The 20175-nt window shown below is 47.6% G+C and carries 16 protein-coding genes; 14 read left to right on the forward strand and 2 right to left on the reverse strand.

Annotated elements, in window-relative coordinates:
• Nucleotides 1–25 precede the first annotated feature (25 nt).
• From ASF12_RS26875 to ASF12_RS26890, 4 genes are all read left to right on the forward strand, one after another.
• Complete coding sequence (locus ASF12_RS26875; protein WP_056041318.1) at nt 26–511, forward strand: lasso peptide biosynthesis B2 protein; 486 nt, start codon at nt 26–28, stop codon at nt 509–511.
• Nucleotides 495–1691, forward strand: coding sequence for a nucleotidyltransferase domain-containing protein (locus ASF12_RS26880; protein WP_056041320.1), 1197 nt, complete (start codon nt 495–497; stop codon nt 1689–1691). The genes ASF12_RS26875 and ASF12_RS26880 overlap by 17 nt, the downstream gene beginning before the upstream one ends.
• Nucleotides 1688–3526, forward strand: a complete 1839-nt coding sequence (locus ASF12_RS26885; RefSeq protein ID WP_056041322.1) for an ABC transporter ATP-binding protein — start codon at nt 1688–1690, stop codon at nt 3524–3526. Before ASF12_RS26880 ends, ASF12_RS26885 begins: the two co-directional genes overlap by 4 nt.
• 293 nt (nt 3527–3819) lie before the next feature.
• Nucleotides 3820–5490 carry a hypothetical protein gene (locus ASF12_RS26890; RefSeq protein WP_056041325.1) on the forward strand — a complete coding sequence of 557 codons (1671 nt, stop codon included), beginning with the start codon at nt 3820–3822 and terminating at the stop codon, nt 5488–5490.
• Nucleotides 5491–5621: 131 nt separating this feature from the next.
• Here ASF12_RS26890 and ASF12_RS26895 read toward each other — a convergent pair whose 3' ends face one another.
• Nucleotides 5622–8102: a right-handed parallel beta-helix repeat-containing protein gene (locus tag ASF12_RS26895; protein ID WP_056041327.1), complete on the reverse strand. Its 2481-nt coding sequence runs from the start codon at nt 8100–8102 to the stop codon at nt 5622–5624.
• Nucleotides 8103–8614: 512 nt separating this feature from the next.
• Between ASF12_RS26895 and ASF12_RS26900 the strand changes: the two genes are divergently transcribed.
• The 10 genes from ASF12_RS26900 to ASF12_RS26945 all read left to right on the forward strand — a co-directional run bounded on the left by ASF12_RS26900 (nt 8615) and on the right by ASF12_RS26945 (nt 19242).
• On the forward strand, nt 8615–9790 hold the full coding sequence (locus ASF12_RS26900; RefSeq protein WP_056041329.1) for a ParA family protein: 1176 nt from the start codon (nt 8615–8617) through the stop codon (nt 9788–9790).
• On the forward strand, nt 9777–11129 hold the full coding sequence (locus tag ASF12_RS26905) for a CpaF family protein (protein WP_081419070.1): 1353 nt from the start codon (nt 9777–9779) through the stop codon (nt 11127–11129). Before ASF12_RS26900 ends, ASF12_RS26905 begins: the two co-directional genes overlap by 14 nt.
• The gene (locus ASF12_RS35935) at nt 11014–11964 is read left to right on the forward strand and encodes a type II secretion system F family protein (protein WP_235533299.1); all 951 of its coding nucleotides are present in this window, start codon (nt 11014–11016) and stop codon (nt 11962–11964) included. Before ASF12_RS26905 ends, ASF12_RS35935 begins: the two co-directional genes overlap by 116 nt.
• 12 nt (nt 11965–11976) lie before the next feature.
• Complete coding sequence (locus ASF12_RS26915) at nt 11977–12843, forward strand: type II secretion system F family protein (protein WP_056041330.1); 867 nt, start codon at nt 11977–11979, stop codon at nt 12841–12843.
• A gap of 38 nt (nt 12844–12881) precedes the next feature.
• The gene (locus ASF12_RS26920; protein WP_056041332.1) at nt 12882–13070 is read left to right on the forward strand and encodes a Flp1 family type IVb pilin; all 189 of its coding nucleotides are present in this window, start codon (nt 12882–12884) and stop codon (nt 13068–13070) included.
• Nucleotides 13042–13791: a TadE/TadG family type IV pilus assembly protein gene (locus ASF12_RS26925; RefSeq protein ID WP_056041333.1), complete on the forward strand. Its 750-nt coding sequence runs from the start codon at nt 13042–13044 to the stop codon at nt 13789–13791. Before ASF12_RS26920 ends, ASF12_RS26925 begins: the two co-directional genes overlap by 29 nt.
• Nucleotides 13788–16064 carry a TadE/TadG family type IV pilus assembly protein gene (locus ASF12_RS26930; protein ID WP_056041335.1) on the forward strand — a complete coding sequence of 759 codons (2277 nt, stop codon included), beginning with the start codon at nt 13788–13790 and terminating at the stop codon, nt 16062–16064. Before ASF12_RS26925 ends, ASF12_RS26930 begins: the two co-directional genes overlap by 4 nt.
• Nucleotides 16021–16980: a TadE/TadG family type IV pilus assembly protein gene (locus tag ASF12_RS26935; RefSeq protein ID WP_081419072.1), complete on the forward strand. Its 960-nt coding sequence runs from the start codon at nt 16021–16023 to the stop codon at nt 16978–16980. The genes ASF12_RS26930 and ASF12_RS26935 overlap by 44 nt, the downstream gene beginning before the upstream one ends.
• A gap of 48 nt (nt 16981–17028) precedes the next feature.
• On the forward strand, nt 17029–17541 hold the full coding sequence (locus tag ASF12_RS26940) for an A24 family peptidase (protein ID WP_056041338.1): 513 nt from the start codon (nt 17029–17031) through the stop codon (nt 17539–17541).
• 75 nt (nt 17542–17616) lie between these two features.
• Nucleotides 17617–19242, forward strand: coding sequence for a DUF6382 domain-containing protein (locus tag ASF12_RS26945; RefSeq protein ID WP_056041339.1), 1626 nt, complete (start codon nt 17617–17619; stop codon nt 19240–19242).
• A 14-nt stretch (nt 19243–19256) separates the two neighbouring features.
• Here ASF12_RS26945 and ASF12_RS26950 read toward each other — a convergent pair whose 3' ends face one another.
• Entirely contained in the window at nt 19257–20162 is a 906-nt protein-coding gene (locus tag ASF12_RS26950; RefSeq protein ID WP_056041340.1) for a TIGR01777 family oxidoreductase, read from the reverse strand.
• Nucleotides 20163–20175 lie beyond the last annotated feature (13 nt).

Raw genomic sequence — 20175 nt, forward strand, 5'->3', positions numbered from 1 at the left:
AATAGTTCAAGGAAAGGGCGGTTCGATCGTTTTGCTTAAAAAATGGAGCCATTTCATCGCGATTCCGCTTCGCAGCAAGCTGCTTCTGTTCGAAGCCTATATGCTGCTCGCCTGGGCGCGCCTTCTCAAACTGATACCTTTCGCTAAAGTTGCCCCTACGCTAGGTGTTCCGATGAAGGAGACGCCCTATGAGCGGGTTGTGGAGCATGAGCAGATGCTCGGTGAGGTGGCGAAAGCGATACGGCAGATGAGCCGCTATACTTGGTGGGAAAGCGAATGTCTCGTTAAGGGAATCGCCGCGATGAAGCTGCTGAAACGCAGAAAAATAGCGAGCACGCTCTATTTGGGCACAGCCAAGGACGCATCAGGCAAACTAATTGCCCATGCTTGGCTTCGCAGCGGCCCCTACTACATAACGGGCGTGGAGGAAATGGGACGTTTCACCGTCGTTGGCTTGTTTGGTAATCAGATTAAGCGGGAGAAGGAGCATCGCTATGGACAAAACGTATGAATGGGAAGTGGCTAACCTTCCGCTTGAATTGCAATTTATTCTCGAGTGCTTGCAGCCGAATGCCGATACGGCAGTCATTGGCCGCCGCTGGGCTGGCAGCAGGCTGAATGGAGAGAAGATTATCGACTTGGCGCGACATCATCGCGTATATCCAAGCCTCTATTTAAAGCTGAAGCAGCTTGCGAAGCCGGTGCTGCCGAATTCGGTGCTGCAGACGCTCCAGCAGGATTATTACGCCAATACGCTGATGATGCTGAGGCTCAGCGCCGAGATGCAGCGGGTTGTAGCGGCTTTGGCAGAGCACGGCATTCGCTCCTTGCAATTGAAAGGGCCCGTTATTGCTCATGAGCTGTACGGCGATATTTCCCAGCGCACGAGCAAGGACTTGGATATTTTAGTACCCATAGAGGATGTTGACCGGGCCGAGGCGGTGCTTGAAGAGCTTGGTTATTATGATCGGGACCCAGCGCCGCGCTTGTTTAATGATTTAAAGTGGAAAACGCATCATAGCTGCTTTGAACATACGGCCAATCATACGCAAATTGAGCTGCACTGGCGACTAAGCCCCGATGCGGTAAAGGAAGTATCCTTCGAGCAGCTATGGGCGCAGCGCAGAATCTATGAGCAGACGGGGAGTTCGATCCCCTATTTGGGGCCGGAGCATCTGTTTCATTATCTCGTCAGCCATGGGGCAAGACATGGCTGGTTCCGGCTGCGCTGGCTGCATGATATTGCCCAGCTCGCTTCTGCCTGCGAGGACGGCGGCGAATCGCTGATGGAGGAAACGCGTAGAAACGGAGGGGCGGCGGCCGTAGGGCAGGCGCTTGTTTTGGCGCGGGAGCTGCTTGGGGTGAGGCTTCCCCGGGAGCTGCTGCCGTTGGCCGACAGCCCGCTTGCGCATAGGCTTGTCCGCTGCATTTTTCCATTTATTCAGGAGACCGTTACGATCAGCCCGATTCCGGAGGAGAAAAAGATGGCGCTGCTTTATAAGCGTTATACCTTTATGCTGCTGACAAGCCGGGAGAAGCTGACCCATTTCATCGGCAAGCTTTATCCAAGTGCCTGGGATGCGCAGACGCTGCCTTTGCCTAAGGGATTGCATTTTCTTTATTTTCCGCTGCGGCCGTTTCTGTATTTTTATCGAAGGCTCAAGCAGCCTCGCAAAAGGGTGAGCATATGAAACCAATTTTGCTATATATGAAGAAGCTGCATCAGTTTGCAGGGAAAAAGCTGTACCTGAACATGCTGGGCATCATGATTGTGAGTTCGCTTGAGGGCGTAGGGCTGCTCGTCTTAATACCGCTGCTGGGCATCATCGGTTTATTTGATGTGCAAAGCGCAAGCTTGCCGGTCATGCCGCAGGTCAGTAACTGGCTTGGCGAGCTGCCGCAGGAGCTGCTGCTTGTCGCTGTACTGGCCATCTTTATTGGCATTAATGTTGGGCAGGGCCTGCTGCAAAGACAGCAGACGAATCAGGGCTTTGCCCTGCTTCAAAGCTTTGTAACGAAATTGCGGATGGATATTTATCAGGCGCTGCTGCAATCGAACTGGGCTTTTTTTCTCGGCAAGCGCAAGTCGGACTTCAATCATATTTTGTCTTCCGAGCTTTCCCGGGTTAATCAGGGCATGCAGCTCTCGCTGCGTTTAGTTACGACGGGGATTTTTACCCTTGTGCAAATCGGGTTGGCGTTTTATTTGTCGTATCAGCTAACGCTGCTTATTTTAGTTTGCGGCGGCCTGCTCAGCTTGTTCTCACGTAAGTATACGCGAGGGGCAAGGTCGCTTGGCACCCGATTGACGGAGCTGTCGCAGAGCTATGTGGCGGGTATAACGGATCATTTCAATGGCATTAAGGAGATCAAAAGCAATCGGCTGGAGGAAAGCCATCTGTCCTGGTTCAGCAAGCTGACGCAGCAAATGGAGCACAATAATGTGCAGTTTGTGAAGCTGCAATCCAATAGCCAGCTCATATTTAAAAGTATCTCAGCATTGATGATTGCGGGCTGCGTATTTTTATCTGTGCAGGTTCTGCAGGTTGGGGTAGCCCAGCTCACATTAATTGTGCTGATTTTTACAAGGCTGTGGCCGAAGCTGACGCTCATTCAAACCTCTATGGAGCAAATTGTGCTGACGCTCCCGGCGTTCAAGAGCCTGAATGACTTGATGAAGGAATGTGGCGTTGCTGAGGAGATGCAGCTGAATCAGCCTGCTGCGCGGACAGAGCGAACAGATGAGCGGACAGAGCGCACAGAGCCTGCTGCGCTGAAGCTTGCGCATGAGCTGGTCTGCCAAGATGTGTATTATCGCTATCGGGAGCAGGATGAGACGTATGCGCTGAAGCATATTAATTTGCGTATCCCGGCGAACAGCATGACGGCAATTGTCGGCAAGTCTGGGGCGGGAAAAAGCACGCTAATCGATACGTTGATCGGGCTGATCGTACCCCAGCACGGAGCGGTGCTGCTTGACGGTGCCCCGCTGGACGATAGCAATCGCTTTGCTTACCGCAGTGCGGTAAGCTATGTCTCGCAGGATCCGTTTCTTTTTAATGCCAGCATTCGTGAAAATTTAAAGCTCGTATTGCCGGAGGCAACGGAGGAGCAATTGTGGGAGGCGCTCGCTTTTTCGGCGTCTGATGCCTTCGTTCGCGCGCTGCCGCGGGGACTGGACACGATCGTGGGCGATCGCGGGGTACGGCTGTCTGGCGGTGAACGGCAGCGCATCGTATTGGCGCGGGCGATGCTCAGGCAGCCATCGATCCTTGTATTGGATGAGGCGACCAGTTCGCTCGACAGCGAAAATGAGCTAAAAATTCAGCAGGCGCTTGAGCAGCTGAAGGGCAAACTAACGATTATTGTCATTGCTCATCGTTTGTCTACGATTCGTGACGCCGATCAGGTTATCGTTTTGGAAGAGGGTAGGATCATCCAGCAAGGCGGCTATAATCAGCTTTATCGCGAGTCCAAGGGGACGTTCAGCAAGCTGCTGGAGTTTCAGGCGGGCGGGCCGGGATAAGCACCGGGATAGTAAAAAAAGCAAGAGAGTGCGGCGGAATTGCCTGTACTCTCTTGCTTTTTTTTAGTTTATAGAGATTATTTATGTACTAAAGCAGGAATGTATACTCATTGCAAAAGCTTAAACACACAATGGAGCCAAGAAGAATATTTTACTTGTATCAAAGCTTTTATCCTCCATTGATTGAAGTTCTTAATCATCTGTAAACAGGTTAATGAAATGAATTTTTAAATAATACTCTATTTAGATAAAGAGAGGAAGTAAAAATTTATAGTCAATAGGAGGAGAGGCATGTGGCATCTAATGAAACAGATAATCTCAAAATGAGCGTTAATGCTGGAGATGAAAGCTTGAAAATTATTGAAATACAAAATAATTTTCAGAAAATTGATAAGGAATTTGAAAGTCGTGGTTCCAATATAGAATGGTTTAGTGCTGATAATACCGGATTGACCAATTCGAATCAGGCATTTATTGATCTTGAAGCTTTCATTCAATCTCGCATTACAAATAATGTAAGTGAAATAACGAATCCACAGGGAAATACGGTTATTGATTTGCCTGCTGGCACCTATGTCGTTTCAAGCAGTAATCCGAAAATTTTGGGGAATTCCAATATAAAGAGGGCTCGTGGCTTAGCTTTCCGAGGCTCTGGAAGAGGAATTACAAGGATTTTATTTAAACCAAATTCAGGTACGAACGGATATTTGTTTTACAATAATGACAAATGGCTGCACATTCATTTTGAAGGGATTACATTTGTCGGTGATTACGAAAAACAAACCAATTTTATGTATTCGTATTCAAAAGGCGGGGCTCAAAACTATACGTTTGATAAATGCGATTTTATTAATTTTAATTATGGTTGGAAGCTAGAAGGGTTAAATACAAATAGTGAATTTACGTGGTTTCACTGTGGTTTTTATGGGAAATGGAATAAAACGATATTTTCGGAAAGTACAACAGCAAATGACCAATTCCTAAATTATAATTTTTTTGCTTGTCAATATGAGGCTTCTAGAGGAGATTTTCTGCATTTCGAAAAAGGTGGAAATATCAATATCTGGGGGGGAAGCTTCATAAACACGGATAGTAATGCTGGTAACACTACTTTTTTTAAATTGCTTGGAACTTCACATGTAAGCGGTGTACAGAGATTTTTATGTATAGGGGCTAGATTTGAAACAAAATATGGTTTAGCGAAGCTAATTGAATGTGAATGGGCTGATGGTGCTGTTTCATTCATAAGCTGCGATTGTGATTCTCAGCAATACAATGATGGGAGCCATCAGTGGGTTACCGCCTTATTTAAATCAACTAATGTGAAAATGCCCATTATTAAATTTGATGGCTGTACGCTTATGGGGCAACATCAATATTATTACACGGGTAATTCATGGGCATTCCCTCATAATATCATTTATGAGAATTGCCAGATTGCCAAGCATACTAGACCGAAGGATTTTATTTCGTATGTAAATACGAATTCGCTTGGGAATCTTGGAGGGCAACCCCAAATTAAATTTAGAAATTGTCGTGGTTTAAATGACAGCCCTAAAAATATATGGGAGTGTACGCTCGGATATGAGAGAGCAAATGTTGGAATTGTACAAAAGAAGATTGTATCTGTAAAGGGACCTAACGGGAGATTTCCTTATTTGGGGAATCAAAATTTAGAAATTATATTGCCTATTAATTCTATTATTACGCAAGTAAGGCTCTATTCCCCTGCCAACGCTGTAACGGAAGATACCCCTGCCACATTCACACTTAAAACCGCGGAAGCCAATCCAACTATATTAGCAGTAGCAGATGTAGCTCGTCATAAACTTGGTTTTAATGTTACGGCCGAGCTTTTTTTCGTATGTGATACCGATGAGAAATGCAAAATTATCATTTCATCAAGCAATAGTGTTAAACAGTCGAATCCGTCTGCCCTATGTTTAATTGAATATATCGGATAACTGTAGGTTTGATAAATACTAATTTAGTTTTTATCTACTGACATCAAAAACCGTAAAAGGCCATAAGTAAATATGGTCTTTTACGGTGTAATTGTTTTTAACTATGTTTATCTAGCTGCAGTTTGAGAAAGCTATGGACATACAATTAGATTCGCAAATTGAGGAGGGCTAAGAGAAATCGGAACATCTATAGCATTAGAAGTGAAAATGCTGTCAAAAGTAACCTGGTTTATTAAATAGTTTACGGCAAGGACGTATTTAACACTTGTCCCAACCATTAAATATTGGCCTCTGCCAATATTCATTACACTTGAAACATTTGTAGCTACAGCTGAGTTATCAGAAACGGTACAAGTGATTGGTGTTGTAGGTGGGCTTCCATACATGCCACCCTGAATGCAAATTTTCTCATACACTTGACCGCTAACAATGGTTTTATTCTGAACACGATCATGCTGATTCCACACACGAGCCGTGTTTGCGGCATCTGGAGTAGCTGAATTGAATAAATTGGCAAGCTTTGGGCGATTATTAATACGGTCCCCTTCCCATACGGCACAGCGTCCGTGGAAGGAGGTGTCGCCATCAGGACTTACTGAATGAGTTTCTTTAACATCAACAAAATCATTGTTGCGGATTATAAGTGTCCCACCTCCTTTAAGTCCATTATCGATGCCGGTATAAGTGTTTCCACTTTTTAATTTGACGTAGTCGCTTGCCAGATTCCCCGGTCTAAGTTGGATTCCTTTAATGCACTGGTTAAAATAATTGTCTTCTATTGTTGAATAAGGCGTATTACGCATAGCAATAGCAAGAGTACAATTGTGAAACTGATTTGATTTTATTAATGTACCATTTACACGAAAGGTGTCCAGAAGGATGCCATAGGTTCCGCAATTTTTAAAAGTATTTCCTTCGATTATTGATTGTTCTACCTCGCTATGCTCTCTCGGGCTGCCTGCCCACTGAATCCCCGTTTGAAAATAATCGATGCGATTGCCTCTAATTTCTGCACTCAGTAACCATTCGCTGCTATCAACTATGATGGCTGCGCCTTGAGCAAGCGTGGGGAAGTTTACTTTTTCTCGAATAATATCATTATTAATGATCCGACAATTGGGAATTTTCACATGAATAGCCGCATCAATGGCTGTGTTATTTCTCCCAGGATTAACAATGCGATTATTGATAATATCTATGCCTATCTGATCCGATGGAAGCGCAGAATGTTTGGGTAGTCTAAACGGATTTATTCTTGTCACGATGGCCCCAACTGACGAGCCTCCAGGGTTGCTGGCGCCAGCAAGAGCCAGTCCTGCGCATTCAATATGGTTATTAGATACAACAATTCCATTCGTTTGTCTAATGTATATCCCTTGTTCCCATGCAACATAGAGGCGATTAGAGTCAATTTGAATATTGCCTCGAAAGGTTTCCGCATATCCAAGATCATCGTAACTGCCACGATATGCTTGAATAGAGCATTGCGCGCCTATAATAATATTATTTGAAATGATGCAAGGGTTCTCATCATAAGTTTGCGCAAGGGCGTCAACGCCTATATCAAGACCCATCGCTTCTATGTAATTATTGGATATAATAAAATTTTTGGATTTTTGCGGATCGGGTTGGTTACCCAAATGTCCAAATATAATGGCTCCTGTGTAACCATAATCGTTATAAGGTTGGTATGTTCCATCTAACATGGACGCAAGTGTTTTCCCAGTATCAGAAAAGAAAGAGTTGCCTACAATAGAGAAATTGCTGCAACCTCGATAAAGAATGGCTTGTGAGAACTTGCGGAAAACACAGTCTTTAATGGCCCAATCGTAGCTGCGATAGGCATCAATGCAGGAGTTGTTTCTTGAAGGAGCAAATCCGGAAGTAATTCCTTTAGCCAGTTTAGTGCCTAAATCAATGGCTTCAAACTCAATTCCTCTGATGGACCATGACTTTGTATTCTCTGGAGCGTATACGAGGCTGAATGAAGAAACGCTAGGATTTGCATTATCGATTCTTCTTATTTTTGATTTATAGCCAAACCAATGGGAGTTAGACTTCTTGACAATAGATGCACTGATAGCGAAAGTTCCTGAAAAAATAACTGTAGCACTGCCGATACTGGCTAAATCCTCTGCATGTTGGATAGCTAAATAATCATTGGTGATATTATCTGCTTTTGCACCAAACCATTGTGGGTAAATGTTATCAACTTTTAAGGAACCAGCGATTTTACCCGAATTTGTTAAATCGAAAATCCAGTCAAAGGCATTAGCGGTTACAATCCCATCAATGGTTAGCGTTATATTTCGATTAGGTCGGAATCTGGCATTTTGATCAAAAACAAGTCTTTTTGCAGTAGGGACTGTGAGGTTTGTGTGGAGAGCATAAACGCCTTTGGGGATGAAAATGGTATCCGAGTTTTCTGCAATGGCATTTAGCAGAGCAGCAGAACTGTCAGTAGCCCCGGTAGGATCTGCTCCTTTCCATAATAAATTTATTCCACGCTGAGCAAACTCGCTGTCGATTAATGCAAAATTGTTATTCATTTCGCTTAGATTTAAAGTATCTGTTCCAATACAATCAGAAAAATTCAGGTGATTAGATGTCATAGGCTAATTTGTCTCCTTACTCATAATGGGAATGACATTGTCAAGCAGCCTAGGCAAGTTCACGAATGCAAGGTTGGATTAAAGGATGAGGTGATTACCTAGGAAAAGTAAGGCTCATCTGCAAATTAAATTAAGTATTATATTTCTATTTTATGAAAAAAATAAATACAAGTAAATCTTAGCATATTATAAGTTTAATAACTATAAAGGAACTAGGTAGCTGTTTTTGTAATCAGGATGATAGTGACTGAGAACAATAGACCTTCATGTTTGTCAGGCATCACTCATTCTCCTGTTTAGGATGCATGGTAATTTTATTTTACATATGAATCAGTCAGTGGAAAAAAGCAGTTGACAGTACATACTTAAACGTGATAAATTTTTCTCAATCTTAAATCGGATGACTACGGAAGCACCGTAAAGGATCGCAGGTAAACTGCGCCTTTACGGTGCTTTTTTGCGTTGTCTGAGCTCAGATTGCGGGTTGTAGCATTGCTTCGGAAGGAGGGTGAATGGTGCGTTATCAATTAGCTGTTGCAGTAAGTGAGCTGGAATATGCAATAAGGCTTGCAGAATATGTGAGGGATAGTCCCTTCGGCGAGCAGTGGCAGCTTACAGCTTTTACGAATCCAGCCTCTCTCATCCAGTTTCTCAAGGGAGGTTATGCCGTTGATTTGATTGCGGCCCAGCCTGCCATGCTGGCTGCTGCATCTCCACACCTGCCTGCTGGTGTGCCAGTGGCGGCATTCGTAGCTGCCAAGGGGCAATATGCCCAGTATGATGCGGAGCTGCTGCAATATCAGCCGCTCCCGGAGCTATTGCAGAGCTTGGTGGCTCTGCATGGCGCAGTCCGGTCGAGTGCAGTTCGTGCAAGCAGTGAGGGCGGCGCGTCAGTTATCGCTATCGGCTCGGCATCTGGGGGAGTTGGCAAGACTGCACTTGCGCTCAAGCTGGCGAATACAGCTGCCAAGCATGGCTGCCGCGTCTTTTATTTGACGCTGGAGCGCTGGAGCGCCCTTGAGGTGTGGCTGGGAGCGGGAGACCAGTTCGTGCTCCCCGAGGGAGAAGGCATGTCACAGCTGCTTTATCATCTGAAGGCTGAGCCAGATAAGGCTGGAGCGTGGCTTGCGCAGCATCGCAAGCGCCACTCGGCGCTGAAAGCCGATTTTATTTTGCCCTGCGATAATGAGGAGGATCGTTACAGCTTGCTGCCAGCGGATGCAGCGGCGATGGTGGAGCTGCTGCGAGCTTCAAGGCAATATGATCTCATTTTGATCGATTTGCAGGATGGGATGGGGGAGATCGAGCTGTCGATTTGGAGGGAAAGCAGCTTGGTTTTGTGGCTGGTTACCGATGACCCATCCATTCAGCGGAAGACAGAGCTGGCGTTTAGCTACGCCGAACGCAGGTGGAAAGAAGATTTTCAGTCGCTTAGCCGCCGTATCCGACTTGTTGTTAACCGCCGTATTGTACCAGCCGGAGGTGATGAAGCAGAGGGGAGGCCTCCAGATATGTTTACGATTAAGCTGCGAAATGGTAGCCGTTCGATTGCCGCAGCGCTGCCCGAAGCTGCCGAAGGGCGTCCATCGCCGGCGGCAGTTGCTGCATCGCCATTGTATAAAGCTGCCGTGGAGCGGTTGTTTCAGCAATTGGTAAGCGAGGGAGGTATCCGGATTGCTAACCGATGAGTTGGTGCTAGCATTAAGAAACCAGATTAGGTCGCAGCTTGATTTCAGCGGTGCTGTAACGGATGCAGAGCTGACGCGAAGCGTGGAGCAGACGGTATTTGACTATTGCAATAGCGGACATCCGCTTACGGCGGCGGAGAAGGTCCAGTTGGTACGCAGGCTGTTTCATTCCTTTCGAGGCTTGGACATATTGCAGCCGCTGATGGATGATCCGTCAGTTACTGAAATTATGATCAATCATCACGGCGAAATTTTTATTGAACGAAGCGGAACGATGACGCAGCTGCCAGCTGCCTTTGAAAGCAAGGAGCGGCTGGAGGACTTAATTCAGGCTGTCGTTGCAGGAGTCAATCGTGTAGTAAACGAGTCTTCTCCCATCGTGGATGCCCGTCTCAAGGATGGCTCTCGTGTCCACGTTGTACTGCCGCCTGTAGCTTTGCGCGGGCCAGCAATGACGATTCGCAAATTCCCTGAGCGCCCGATGACGATGGAACTGCTCGTTGCGGCGGGAGCTTTAACCGCAGAAGCAGCAAGCTTCCTGCAGCAGCTGACCGCAGCGCAATACAATATTTTTATTAGCGGAGGGACGGGGACGGGCAAGACAACCTTTCTGAATGCGTTGTCGCAGTTCATTCCTGCTGATGAGCGAGTTGTAACCATTGAAGATTCTGCTGAGCTGCAAATTCGCAGCGTTGCCAATCTGGTATCGCTGGAGACGCGCAATGCCAACACCGAGGGCAAAGGGGAAATTACGGTTCGCGATCTCATTCGCGCATCGCTGCGGATGCGTCCGAATCGAATTATCGTTGGCGAGGTAAGGGGAGCGGAAACGCTGGATATGCTGCAAGCGATGAATACCGGGCACTCGGGTATGTCAACAGGTCACAGCAACGGTGCGCGCGACATGATGGCAAGGCTCGAGACGATGGCGCTTGGGGCAGCTGATTTGCCCGTTCAAGTCATTCGGAAGCAAATCGTTTCTGCCCTGGATATTGTCATCCATCTATCGCGGTTTCGCGACCGTACGCGCCGTGTAACGGAAATAGCTGAAATTGCCGGCATAGATGGCGGGGAAATCGAGATTCGCCCCTTGTTCCGTTTTGAGGAGGAGGGCGAGAAAGACGGCAAGGTGCTAGGAGCTTTAAAGCGTACCGTCCATTCACTCCTTCACCGGGATAAGCTGCAAATGGCAGGTCTAACACTGGAGGGGGACCGTTATGGAGATACCGGGGAATGCCAGGAAAGACGAGAAAACCAAGAAAACCAAGAAAACCAAGAAAGCCGAGAAAGCCAAGAAAGCCAAGAATACAGGGAAGGTCGGGCAATCGCTGCTTACTAGAGTGCTTTTCTGGTGCGGTCTTGAGCTCGAAAGCGGCAAAGGTGAGGAAGGGAACGGGAGTAATGCGAGCAGGCAGCCAGCCAAGACCGGATATTTAACAAATTATGATAGGTATGTGCTGTCTTATCGCGAGTTCGCAGTGGTAGCGATTATCGGTTATGCAGCTGTTTTTACAGCTCTGTATACGGTGTACCATTCCCTTCTGGTTTGTCTCATCGCTGCCGGATTGGGATTATGCGCACCACGTTATTACAAAGCTTCATTAATTTCGCGTCGCAAGGAGAGGCTGAAGCTGCAATTCAAGGAGGCGCTTTATTCGCTGACATCCTGTCTTGCAGCAGGAAGATCGGTGGAAAATGCCTTTATTGCGACGCTGGATGATTTACAGCTGCTATATCCTGACCCAAGAACGGAGCTGCTGCTGGAGTTTCAAATCGTGAAGCACCGTCTTGAGCATGCGGAGCCGCTGGAGCAGGCACTGCGGAGTTTAGCAGCCCGCTCCCATGTAGAGGATATCGTTCAATTCGTTGATGTATTTGCTGCCTGCAAGCGTTCGGGTGGCGATTTGGTAGAGGTGATGAAGCGTACGGCGCAGACAATTGGTGAAAAGCTGGAAATCCAGCAGGATATTATGGTGCTGCTGGCACAAAAACGCTTTGAGGCACGCATTATGATGGCGATTCCCTTTATATTTCTTGGGTTTCTGAACCTAATGGCTCCAGATTATATGGCGCCTCTATATGGAGGCATGGGCTATCTGCTGCTGACGATTGGCCTTGGTGCATTGTTAGTATGCTTTTGGTCTATCCATAAAATAATGAGCATTCGAGTATAGGAGCGGGCGCAAATGACAGCAATTCCGATAGTACTCATGGTGGCATGGCTATTTATTATCGGTGGGAAGCGACTCCGAATGATTCTGTCTGCATCCCGCCAACTAACACTCAAGCAGGATGCTTTAAAGCATTTGCTTTTCATTGAGCCGTTCAGCGAGCTATTGGAAAGAAGCCGTTTGTATGAGTATATGGCACTTTCACTTAGCAGCTATCACGCTAAGCTCGTTATTTTACGGGGAATCCGGTGGCAGCTGCAGCAGACGAAAGAACTGCTCGGCGGCGCTGCTGGTTACGGATATGCCGCGATGATAGGCTGCGCTTGGCTGGCTTGTGCAGCAGGCGAACCGCTGCTGCTGGCAATGGGTGCGCTGCTCGGATTGCTGCTGCCTGTGCGCCAGCTGCTGGAAGCAGGGAAGCTGATCAAGCAGCGCAAGCAGGAAATTATTTTGGAGCTGCCGGAAATGATCAGCAAGCTGATGCTTTTGGTTGGGGCAGGCGAAACCGCCTTGCAGGCGCTGGGGCGCTGTCTTGATGGTAAGGATACTGCTCAGCATCCGCTGTATAAAGAATGGAACAAAGTCGTATATTCACTGCACAATGGCGAGTCGTTTAGTACGGCGGCAGAAAAATTCAATCGCAGCTGCGCGGTGCAGGAGGTTTCGATTTTTACGACGGTGCTGCTGCTGAGTTATCGCCGGGGCGGGGAGCATTTTGTGCTGGCGCTGCGGGAGCTGTCTTATACGCTATGGGAGAAGCGCAAGGCTGTTGCGCGAGCACGCGGCGAGGAGGCATCCTCCAAGCTCGTTTTTCCGCTGGTTGGCATTTTGCTCGTGTTGATGGTTTTTATCGCTGCTCCTGCCATGCTGTTAATGTCTTAAGCGTTAACGGAGCAATTGAAAATAGAGAGGAAGCTGGAATGATGACAACAGTAAAAAAAGCATGGAAAAGATTTTGGAAATCGGAAAGCGGCTTAGGCACGCTGGAAATTATTTTAATTATTGCCGTCGTTATCATTATTGCATTGCTGTTCAAGGATTGGATTATAGAACTTATTGAGCGTTTAATGGGCAAGGCTGATGACCAAGCAGACAAAATTTTCTCTTAGACCGCTGTTTCGCAAGTGGCTGCTCGGGGAGCAGGGGAGCTTTACGCTGGAATCAACGCTTGTGTTCCCGCTGCTGCTCACTGTTATTTTATTGTTTCTCCTGCTTGGGATGTACATGTACCAGAAGACAGTGCTTTATTATTCGGCTTCCGTTACAACGGAGCGGACGGCCTTCGGGTGGGACAACAGCTTCCGAAATTCACGGACGGGCCTATTGCCTGAAGGGGAATACGACAGCCTATACTGGCGAATGCATGAGGATCGATTGCTCAGCTCTTTGTTTGGCTTAGGCGGCGAATCAGCGGATGTGCAGCTTGCTTTGCCTTTGCACGGGGCGGCAGGAGATAGCTTGCCTGAACAAAAAATGGCAGCTGCCGCAGGGTGGATGAATGCTGAGCGAGGGCTTCCTTTTGAGGGAAGCATTGGCTACCATCGTACGGTCATTCAGCGCCATATTGAGACAAAGCTTATACAGCCTGTGTCGCTGGAGCCGCTTGAGCGTGTATTAGGCATTCGAGAGCCTAAGACGGTTGCTTCGAGTCCGGTTACCGATCCTGTCGATTTTATCCGCGGCGTTGACTTAGCTAGATATTATACGGCTAAATTCGCCGGAAGCCCTCAGGGCAGCGGGAAGGAGCAGGCTAGTCAGGTACTATCCTCCTACAGCAAACAAAACAGCAATAGCAAAGCCAAAGGCCTGTTGAATGGAGGAGAAAAATGAAAGCAAGCCGATTTGAAAGATTGAGTCAGCATTTAGCCAGGAAAAGCTGCTTAAGCAAATGGCTGTTGCAGAGAGACGGTGCAGTCACTATATTTTCCGCTATGGTGCTGTCGTCGCTTTTGCTGTTCATGTCGATCCTTATTGACTACGCCAGAATAGCGGCTCTCCATAAAATAACCGAGGATGCAGCGAGAGCAGGCGCAAGATCCGTATTATCAGCCTTCGACAGTCAGCTTTATGAGCAATACGGATTATTTGGGCGAGGCGGTACGAGTGGAGATACGATTTACAGCGAGGTTGTGAAAACGAATGTGGAGCGTAGTGCGTCATCCGCTGCCTTTTATCGGCCAATTGATGCCAAAATAGTCCATTCACATACGGATCAGGCTGCAGTATTGGGCAGCCATACGGTGTTTGAAAGACAGGTGCTGGAAGAAATGAAATATAAAGCACCGATTGATTTTACGCTGGAGCTGGCTTCCAAGTTTGCTCCCATGGCGGGGGCGATGAAGGAGTCTGCGGTGACAGTGGACTTGCTGGAGCAGCTGCGCAAGCTGTATGACAAACGCCAAGCAAGCCTCGCCCGTATATTAGCTTTGCAAAAGCAGGCAGCTGAAGAACTGGGAACAAGCGGCTTGAAGGCACTGCTGCCGTATGGGGGGCTGGATTCCTCAAGTACAGAGGAGGGCACAGCATCATCACTTGCCGGGCGTTATGAAGAATATGCTGGCTGGGTTATCGTTGACGAGCAATTAATAGCCGCAGGCAAGGCACCCAAATATACGCAGGAAAGAGCGGAATATAAATCAGAAGCAATTGCGCTGATTAATGAGCTCAAGAAACGAACGGCCAAGGTGATGAACGAACATATAAAGCTGCAGAGCACGGCAAAGGAACAGCTGGAGCAAGCAAGGCTGTTGAACGGGGAAATGCGGCTAATAGAAAGCAAGGAGAGACAGTCTCCTGCTTATAGCGGATATGACCGCGTTTCTGGCAAACCAGTAGTAGGCTCTGATGCCTACACCTTGCCTTCTGTAGCAGCCTCTGAATTGCAGGATATACAAAAGACAGCAGATCAGCTGATTTTACCAGATGCTTGGTTTACTGAATATAGTGCTGAACTGGACGATCAGGCACAGTTGTATACAGCATTTCATAATGAAGCGAGTGGATTCACCTCAGCTTTTACGCTGCTGCTTGACTCAGTAGATCGTTATACAACAATGCTCCGTACGGGAACAACGAAGATGATTGCGTTATATGGACAATATGAAGGTCTGTATGTCCATCCAGGCTCCATCGTTGCCAAGCGCCAGCAGGAGCTAGCCAATGGAGGGCTCGAGAAGCAGCGCAAAGAGCAAGAAAAGCAGCTAGGTTCGTTATGGAAACAGGCCGGGAATATGCTGGGGGGCTTTCAAAGCGTAGCTGGTTCAGAAGAGCAGCAGGCATTATTTAATCAGCTGGAAGAGCGCTACAAAGGAAATTTGCAATTTAATACAGTCGCAGCGCAAGGTTCAAATGCTGAAACAAAAGCATTCAGCGAGGATGCCCATTCGCAGGCTGAAGCTTCTGCGGAGCTTTCTAATGGCTTGTTCGGCGGAGTAGCCGATATGCTGGAGCAGGCTAGAGATACCGTATATTTGGGCGAATATGTATTGCAGCGATATTCGGTTTTTGCCCCGCAGCAATTGAAGATGATGCTTGAAAATGGGGATACCGCTGAACTTTCGCGGGCGCTGACCTTTCATAATCAAGAAGCCGAATATGTGATTTATGGTTTTCATAATCGCATAGGCAATGTGGCCGCAGCTTATGGCGAGCTGTTTAGCGTGCGCATGGCTATTCGTACTATGGAAGGCTTATCTACTTGCCGCTCTGCTGGACATCCCCTCTTGATTTTATCGTGTTCGCTTATTTACGGCTTGGAGAAGACGATGGAAGATATGCTCGCCTTTGCTGATCGGGGATCGGCCCCATTATCTAAATATGCAAATGTGGAAATTTCGTACACGGATTATTTACGGCTTTTTATGCTTCTGCATGGCGGAGCCAATAAAGAAGCATCCGTATCCAGAATGATTGCAGTCATTGAGCAAAATAGCGGGGTTACTCTATCTGGCGTTTCCACAGCTGTGACAGGAGAGGTACGAACATCTGCACAGCTGTGGTTTTTGCCTGGCGTTATGCAACTGCTAGGAAGCTACGGATTATTACAGGGAAGGGTGACGAATGGCCGCTATGAAACGACGCAGACGATTGGCTGGTCATACTGATTGCCGAGAGGGAGAGCGCGGCAGCATCGTTATGGAGGCAGCGCTGGTTATGCCAATGCTTCTGCTTGTGCTGATGGTATTCATTATTTTTATACGCATGAGTACGTTACAAATAGCGCTTCAAGCAGCAGCCTCGCAATCCGCCCGGCAAATTGCCGCGCATATATATCCTGTAGAGTTAGCCTATCAGAGAGTTTCCGCATCAAAACCGGAATTTAGTGCCGCACAAATGCCGCTGGCAGATTGGAGCGCGGCGGCATCTAATGCTGCTAAGTGGTTGCCTGATCCGGCAGGGGCACTAGCATCCTCTGCATTAAGCGGCGATTGGAAGCCGCTTATAGATATGGCTGCAACGGAAATTGGACGAGGAGCGATAGAGCCGCTGCTCCGTCAAAATGCAGACGAGGCCGTGTTGGAGACAGCTAGAATCAAGCTTTCAAGGCTGGCGCTGCCGGATTTGAAAAATAAGCAGCAGCCTTATTTGATTATTGAAGCGGAATATGAATTTCCAATGCAGCTTCCTTTCATGAAGCAGAAGCTTATTTTAAGAGAGCAGGCTTCAGAGCGGGTATGGATCAGCGACGCCGCGGCGGCGCAAGATACAGCAGCGCAAAATGATCCCGATCATATTCCGATTCAGATTATATCGATATCGCCTGTACCGCTAAGGCCGGGCCACAAAGCAACCGCTATTGTGCTTACAAAGCCGGGAGTGACTGCTTCATTAAAGGTGATGTACAAAAGTGGGCAAAGCCAGGCCAAGCATCTTGGCGAGGCGACAGCGGGCAGCGACGGATTTGTCCAGTGGACCTGGCTCGTATCGGGCAATACGACGCCAGGCATGTGGGAGCTGACAGCAGGAGTGGGCGATCAGCAAGCATCCATGCATTTTCAGGTTGAGAAAAAATCAAATTAGTAGTGTGTGCAAGCCTATAGGCTTACAAATAGAAAGGGGCAGAGTTTTATGCTCACCTTACCGTTTGCAGTGGCAGCCGTGCTGCTCATCGCTGCATTACTGACAGATTTGCGTTCCATGCTTATCCCTAACCGCTTGACCGTGTCTTTTTTTGCGGCAGGCTGCTTATATCAGACAATCGCTGGCGGCTGGAGCGGATTGTGGACGGGGTTAATCGGAGCTGTTGCAGGGTTTGTCCCGTTGTTCATTTTGCATTTGGCGAGAGGAATTGGCGCAGGGGATGTTAAGCTATTCGCTGCACTGGGTATGTGGGTTGGCACAAGTATGGTGCTGCAAATGATGATGTATGCCATTTTGTATGCAGGCTTAATTGGCGTGCTGCTAGTTTTGTTTAATAGGCCATTTAGCAGGAGGATGTTGAGTGGCTTGCTGCTGCTATTGCACCGAAGCACTGAGCCGAGACGCAAGGAGCTTGGAGGCTGGGCAGCGGGGGGAACCACCTTCCCATTTATGCTTGCAGCCGTACCCGGGGCATTAACTGCGTGGCTCATGATTACATAAGCCCAGCAGCGTATTTGTTTAACTCAGTTCAGCTGTTCATAAATTAAGAGAGCTGCAAGCTAAGGGGGAGAAGCGATGGGGAACTTTATTGTAGATTATGCGATGAATCGTGGACATGAGCTAATTATGGATCGCGAGGGAGGCATACGCAGACAAGAGCTTGAAGAAGTAGAGCTGCAAATGCTGCAAGGCAGCTCGATTCCACATCTGCTGCCCATTGAATGGTTCGAGCTGAATGGGCTTATTACGTTTAGCTATCGCATAAGTGGCAAAAAATTGCTGCTTCATCGCTTGCAGATACAATCGCTGACGATGGAGAAGTTTTATGCCGTACTGCTAGGTATTATAGAAGCGCTCGATGAGTGCCATCATTATATGCTTCGTCCTGAAGGCTGCCTGCTGGAAGAGTCATATCTATTTGTTGGCGAGCAGCTAAGCGATATTTTTCTCGTTTATATGCCTCTAAAATCGATAAATTCAGGCCAGGCTGCTCCAAACTGTATCCACTCCCTGCTAGCACTGGCAATACGATGGTCTTCTTATATAGAAGAAATAAATGGCGAGGAGTTTCAGCATCTATTGCGCTTGTTAAGCAGAGAAGATGCCACGATCAGCACGATTCGTTCTCAATTGCTGGAACGTATTAGCAAAATGTATGAGGGTACGTATCGCCTTCCTGCTTCCGCTTCAAGCACAAGCAGGCCAAATCCTGCTAGCAGTGCTAGCAGTGCTAGCAGTGCTAATATTGCTGGCATTATGAGGCCGGACAAGGCCGCTGATCATGGCAGCTCTAATCATTATGGAGAAGCTGGCGAGTTTGGCCGTGATATAGAAAATATTAAAAAAAGCGAAACGAATATGCAAGAGTCTCTAAATGAACGTTTTTTTGCCGCCGGTGATTGGGATATAGAAGTCGAACCTCTGCCTCAATATAGCTTTAATGAGGAGGAGCCTGCGCCAGCTAGGAAAGGAAAATGGCTGATAAGCGCGATGATCTTTGTAGCAGTAGCTTGTATATGGCGCTATATTTATTTAGCGGCTCCTTCCAGCAGCTTGCTGTTCATATGTCTAGGTTTATCGCTTATTGGTGTTGCCGGACTGCTAGCCCTATGGCTCAAAAAAAGCAAAATGGCTGAATCAGAATCAGAATCAGAATTAGTAGAAGAAGACAGCCTAAAGGAAGATAGAATCGGAGAAGAGTTTAGCCGTTCACGATTTAGAGGAGTCATTCAAAATGGGGAAGACGACGTTCAACATCCTAAATCATCAATTGATTCGGAGGAAGCTGTGCCCCCGTTTAAAAAGAGCGTTTCCTCCCAAACAGCAACAACTAGAAGAGAAGAAGCGACGGTACTTCTAGGGCAGCATAACAAAAAGCCCACTGCCGATAGCGGATTCTCACTCCAGAGGGAGTGGGAAGGGCAAGGGCAGAGGCTTATTTGGGAGAATGACCGATTTACTATTGGCCGAATTGGCGAACAGGTCAGCTATGGTGACGAAGCGCAGGGAATATCCCGGCTTCACCTTGAATGTTATAGAGACAACAAAGGCTGCTTCATCAAAGATCTTGGCTCTCGGAATGGAAGCATGCTGAACGGGCAAACGATGATTGCTTACAAAACCTATCCTTTTTCAGTAGGGGACATCGTCCAGCTAGCTGGGGTAAATGGTCCTAAATATGAATTGAAGCAAGGCAACTGATGGAAGGCGCAGGCTTAGGACTTTTTATACATATGCTCCATGGCGCTCTCAACAGTCGGATAACGGAAAACAAATCCATTGTCCAAGGCGACACGTGGAAGTGCCCGCTGTCCATCAAGGAGCAGTGTTGCAAGCTCGCCGACCGCAGCCTTCATGACGAAAGCGGGAACCGGGAACCAGTGGGGCCGATGCATCGCTTTGCCAATCGCTCTTCCAAAGCTGTCATTCGTAACAGGCTCTGGAGCAGAAGCATTAACTGGGCCGTTCACATTTGGCTGATCTACGCAAAAGATGATGAGGCGGACAATGTCCTCCAGATGAATCCAAGATATCCATTGCTGCCCGCTGCCCATTCGTCCACCGCCAAATAACTTATAAGGCAGTGCCATTAATGGGAAAGCACCGCCGGTTTTGTTCAGGACGACGCCTACTCTTAGCTTAATGAGACGTTCTACCTTAATCGCATCAGCAGCTTTTTCCCATTGCTTGACCACTTCAGACAAAAAGTCTGTTACGGCAGTCGGACTGTACTCATCAAAGGTTTCGGTAGTTGACAGCCCATAGGCTGAAATGCCTGAAGCATTAACGACAACCTTCGGTTTGCCTTTTAGAGCTTGGACGATTTGGGCGATGCGTGCGGTAGCAGTTAGTCTGGAGCTTAGAATCCGCTGCTTAGCCTGGGCGGTCCATCTTTGATTAATGGATTCGCCAGCAAGGTTAATGATGGCGTCAATTCCCTCCAGCTTTTGAGGATGTTCGGCAAGTTCGCTCCATGTTACATAGTGTAGGCCTTTTCCTACAGGCGAGTTTTGGCTTCGTCCAGAGCGCGAAATGATCCATACTTCATCACGCCGCTCCAGAAGAGCCTTGACCAATGCTTGTCCGACAAAACCAGTACCACCAGCTACCGCGATCCGCATGCATCCACCAGCT

Source organism: Paenibacillus sp. Leaf72, assembly GCF_001422685.1.
Lineage (GTDB): Bacteria > Bacillota > Bacilli > Paenibacillales > Paenibacillaceae > Pristimantibacillus.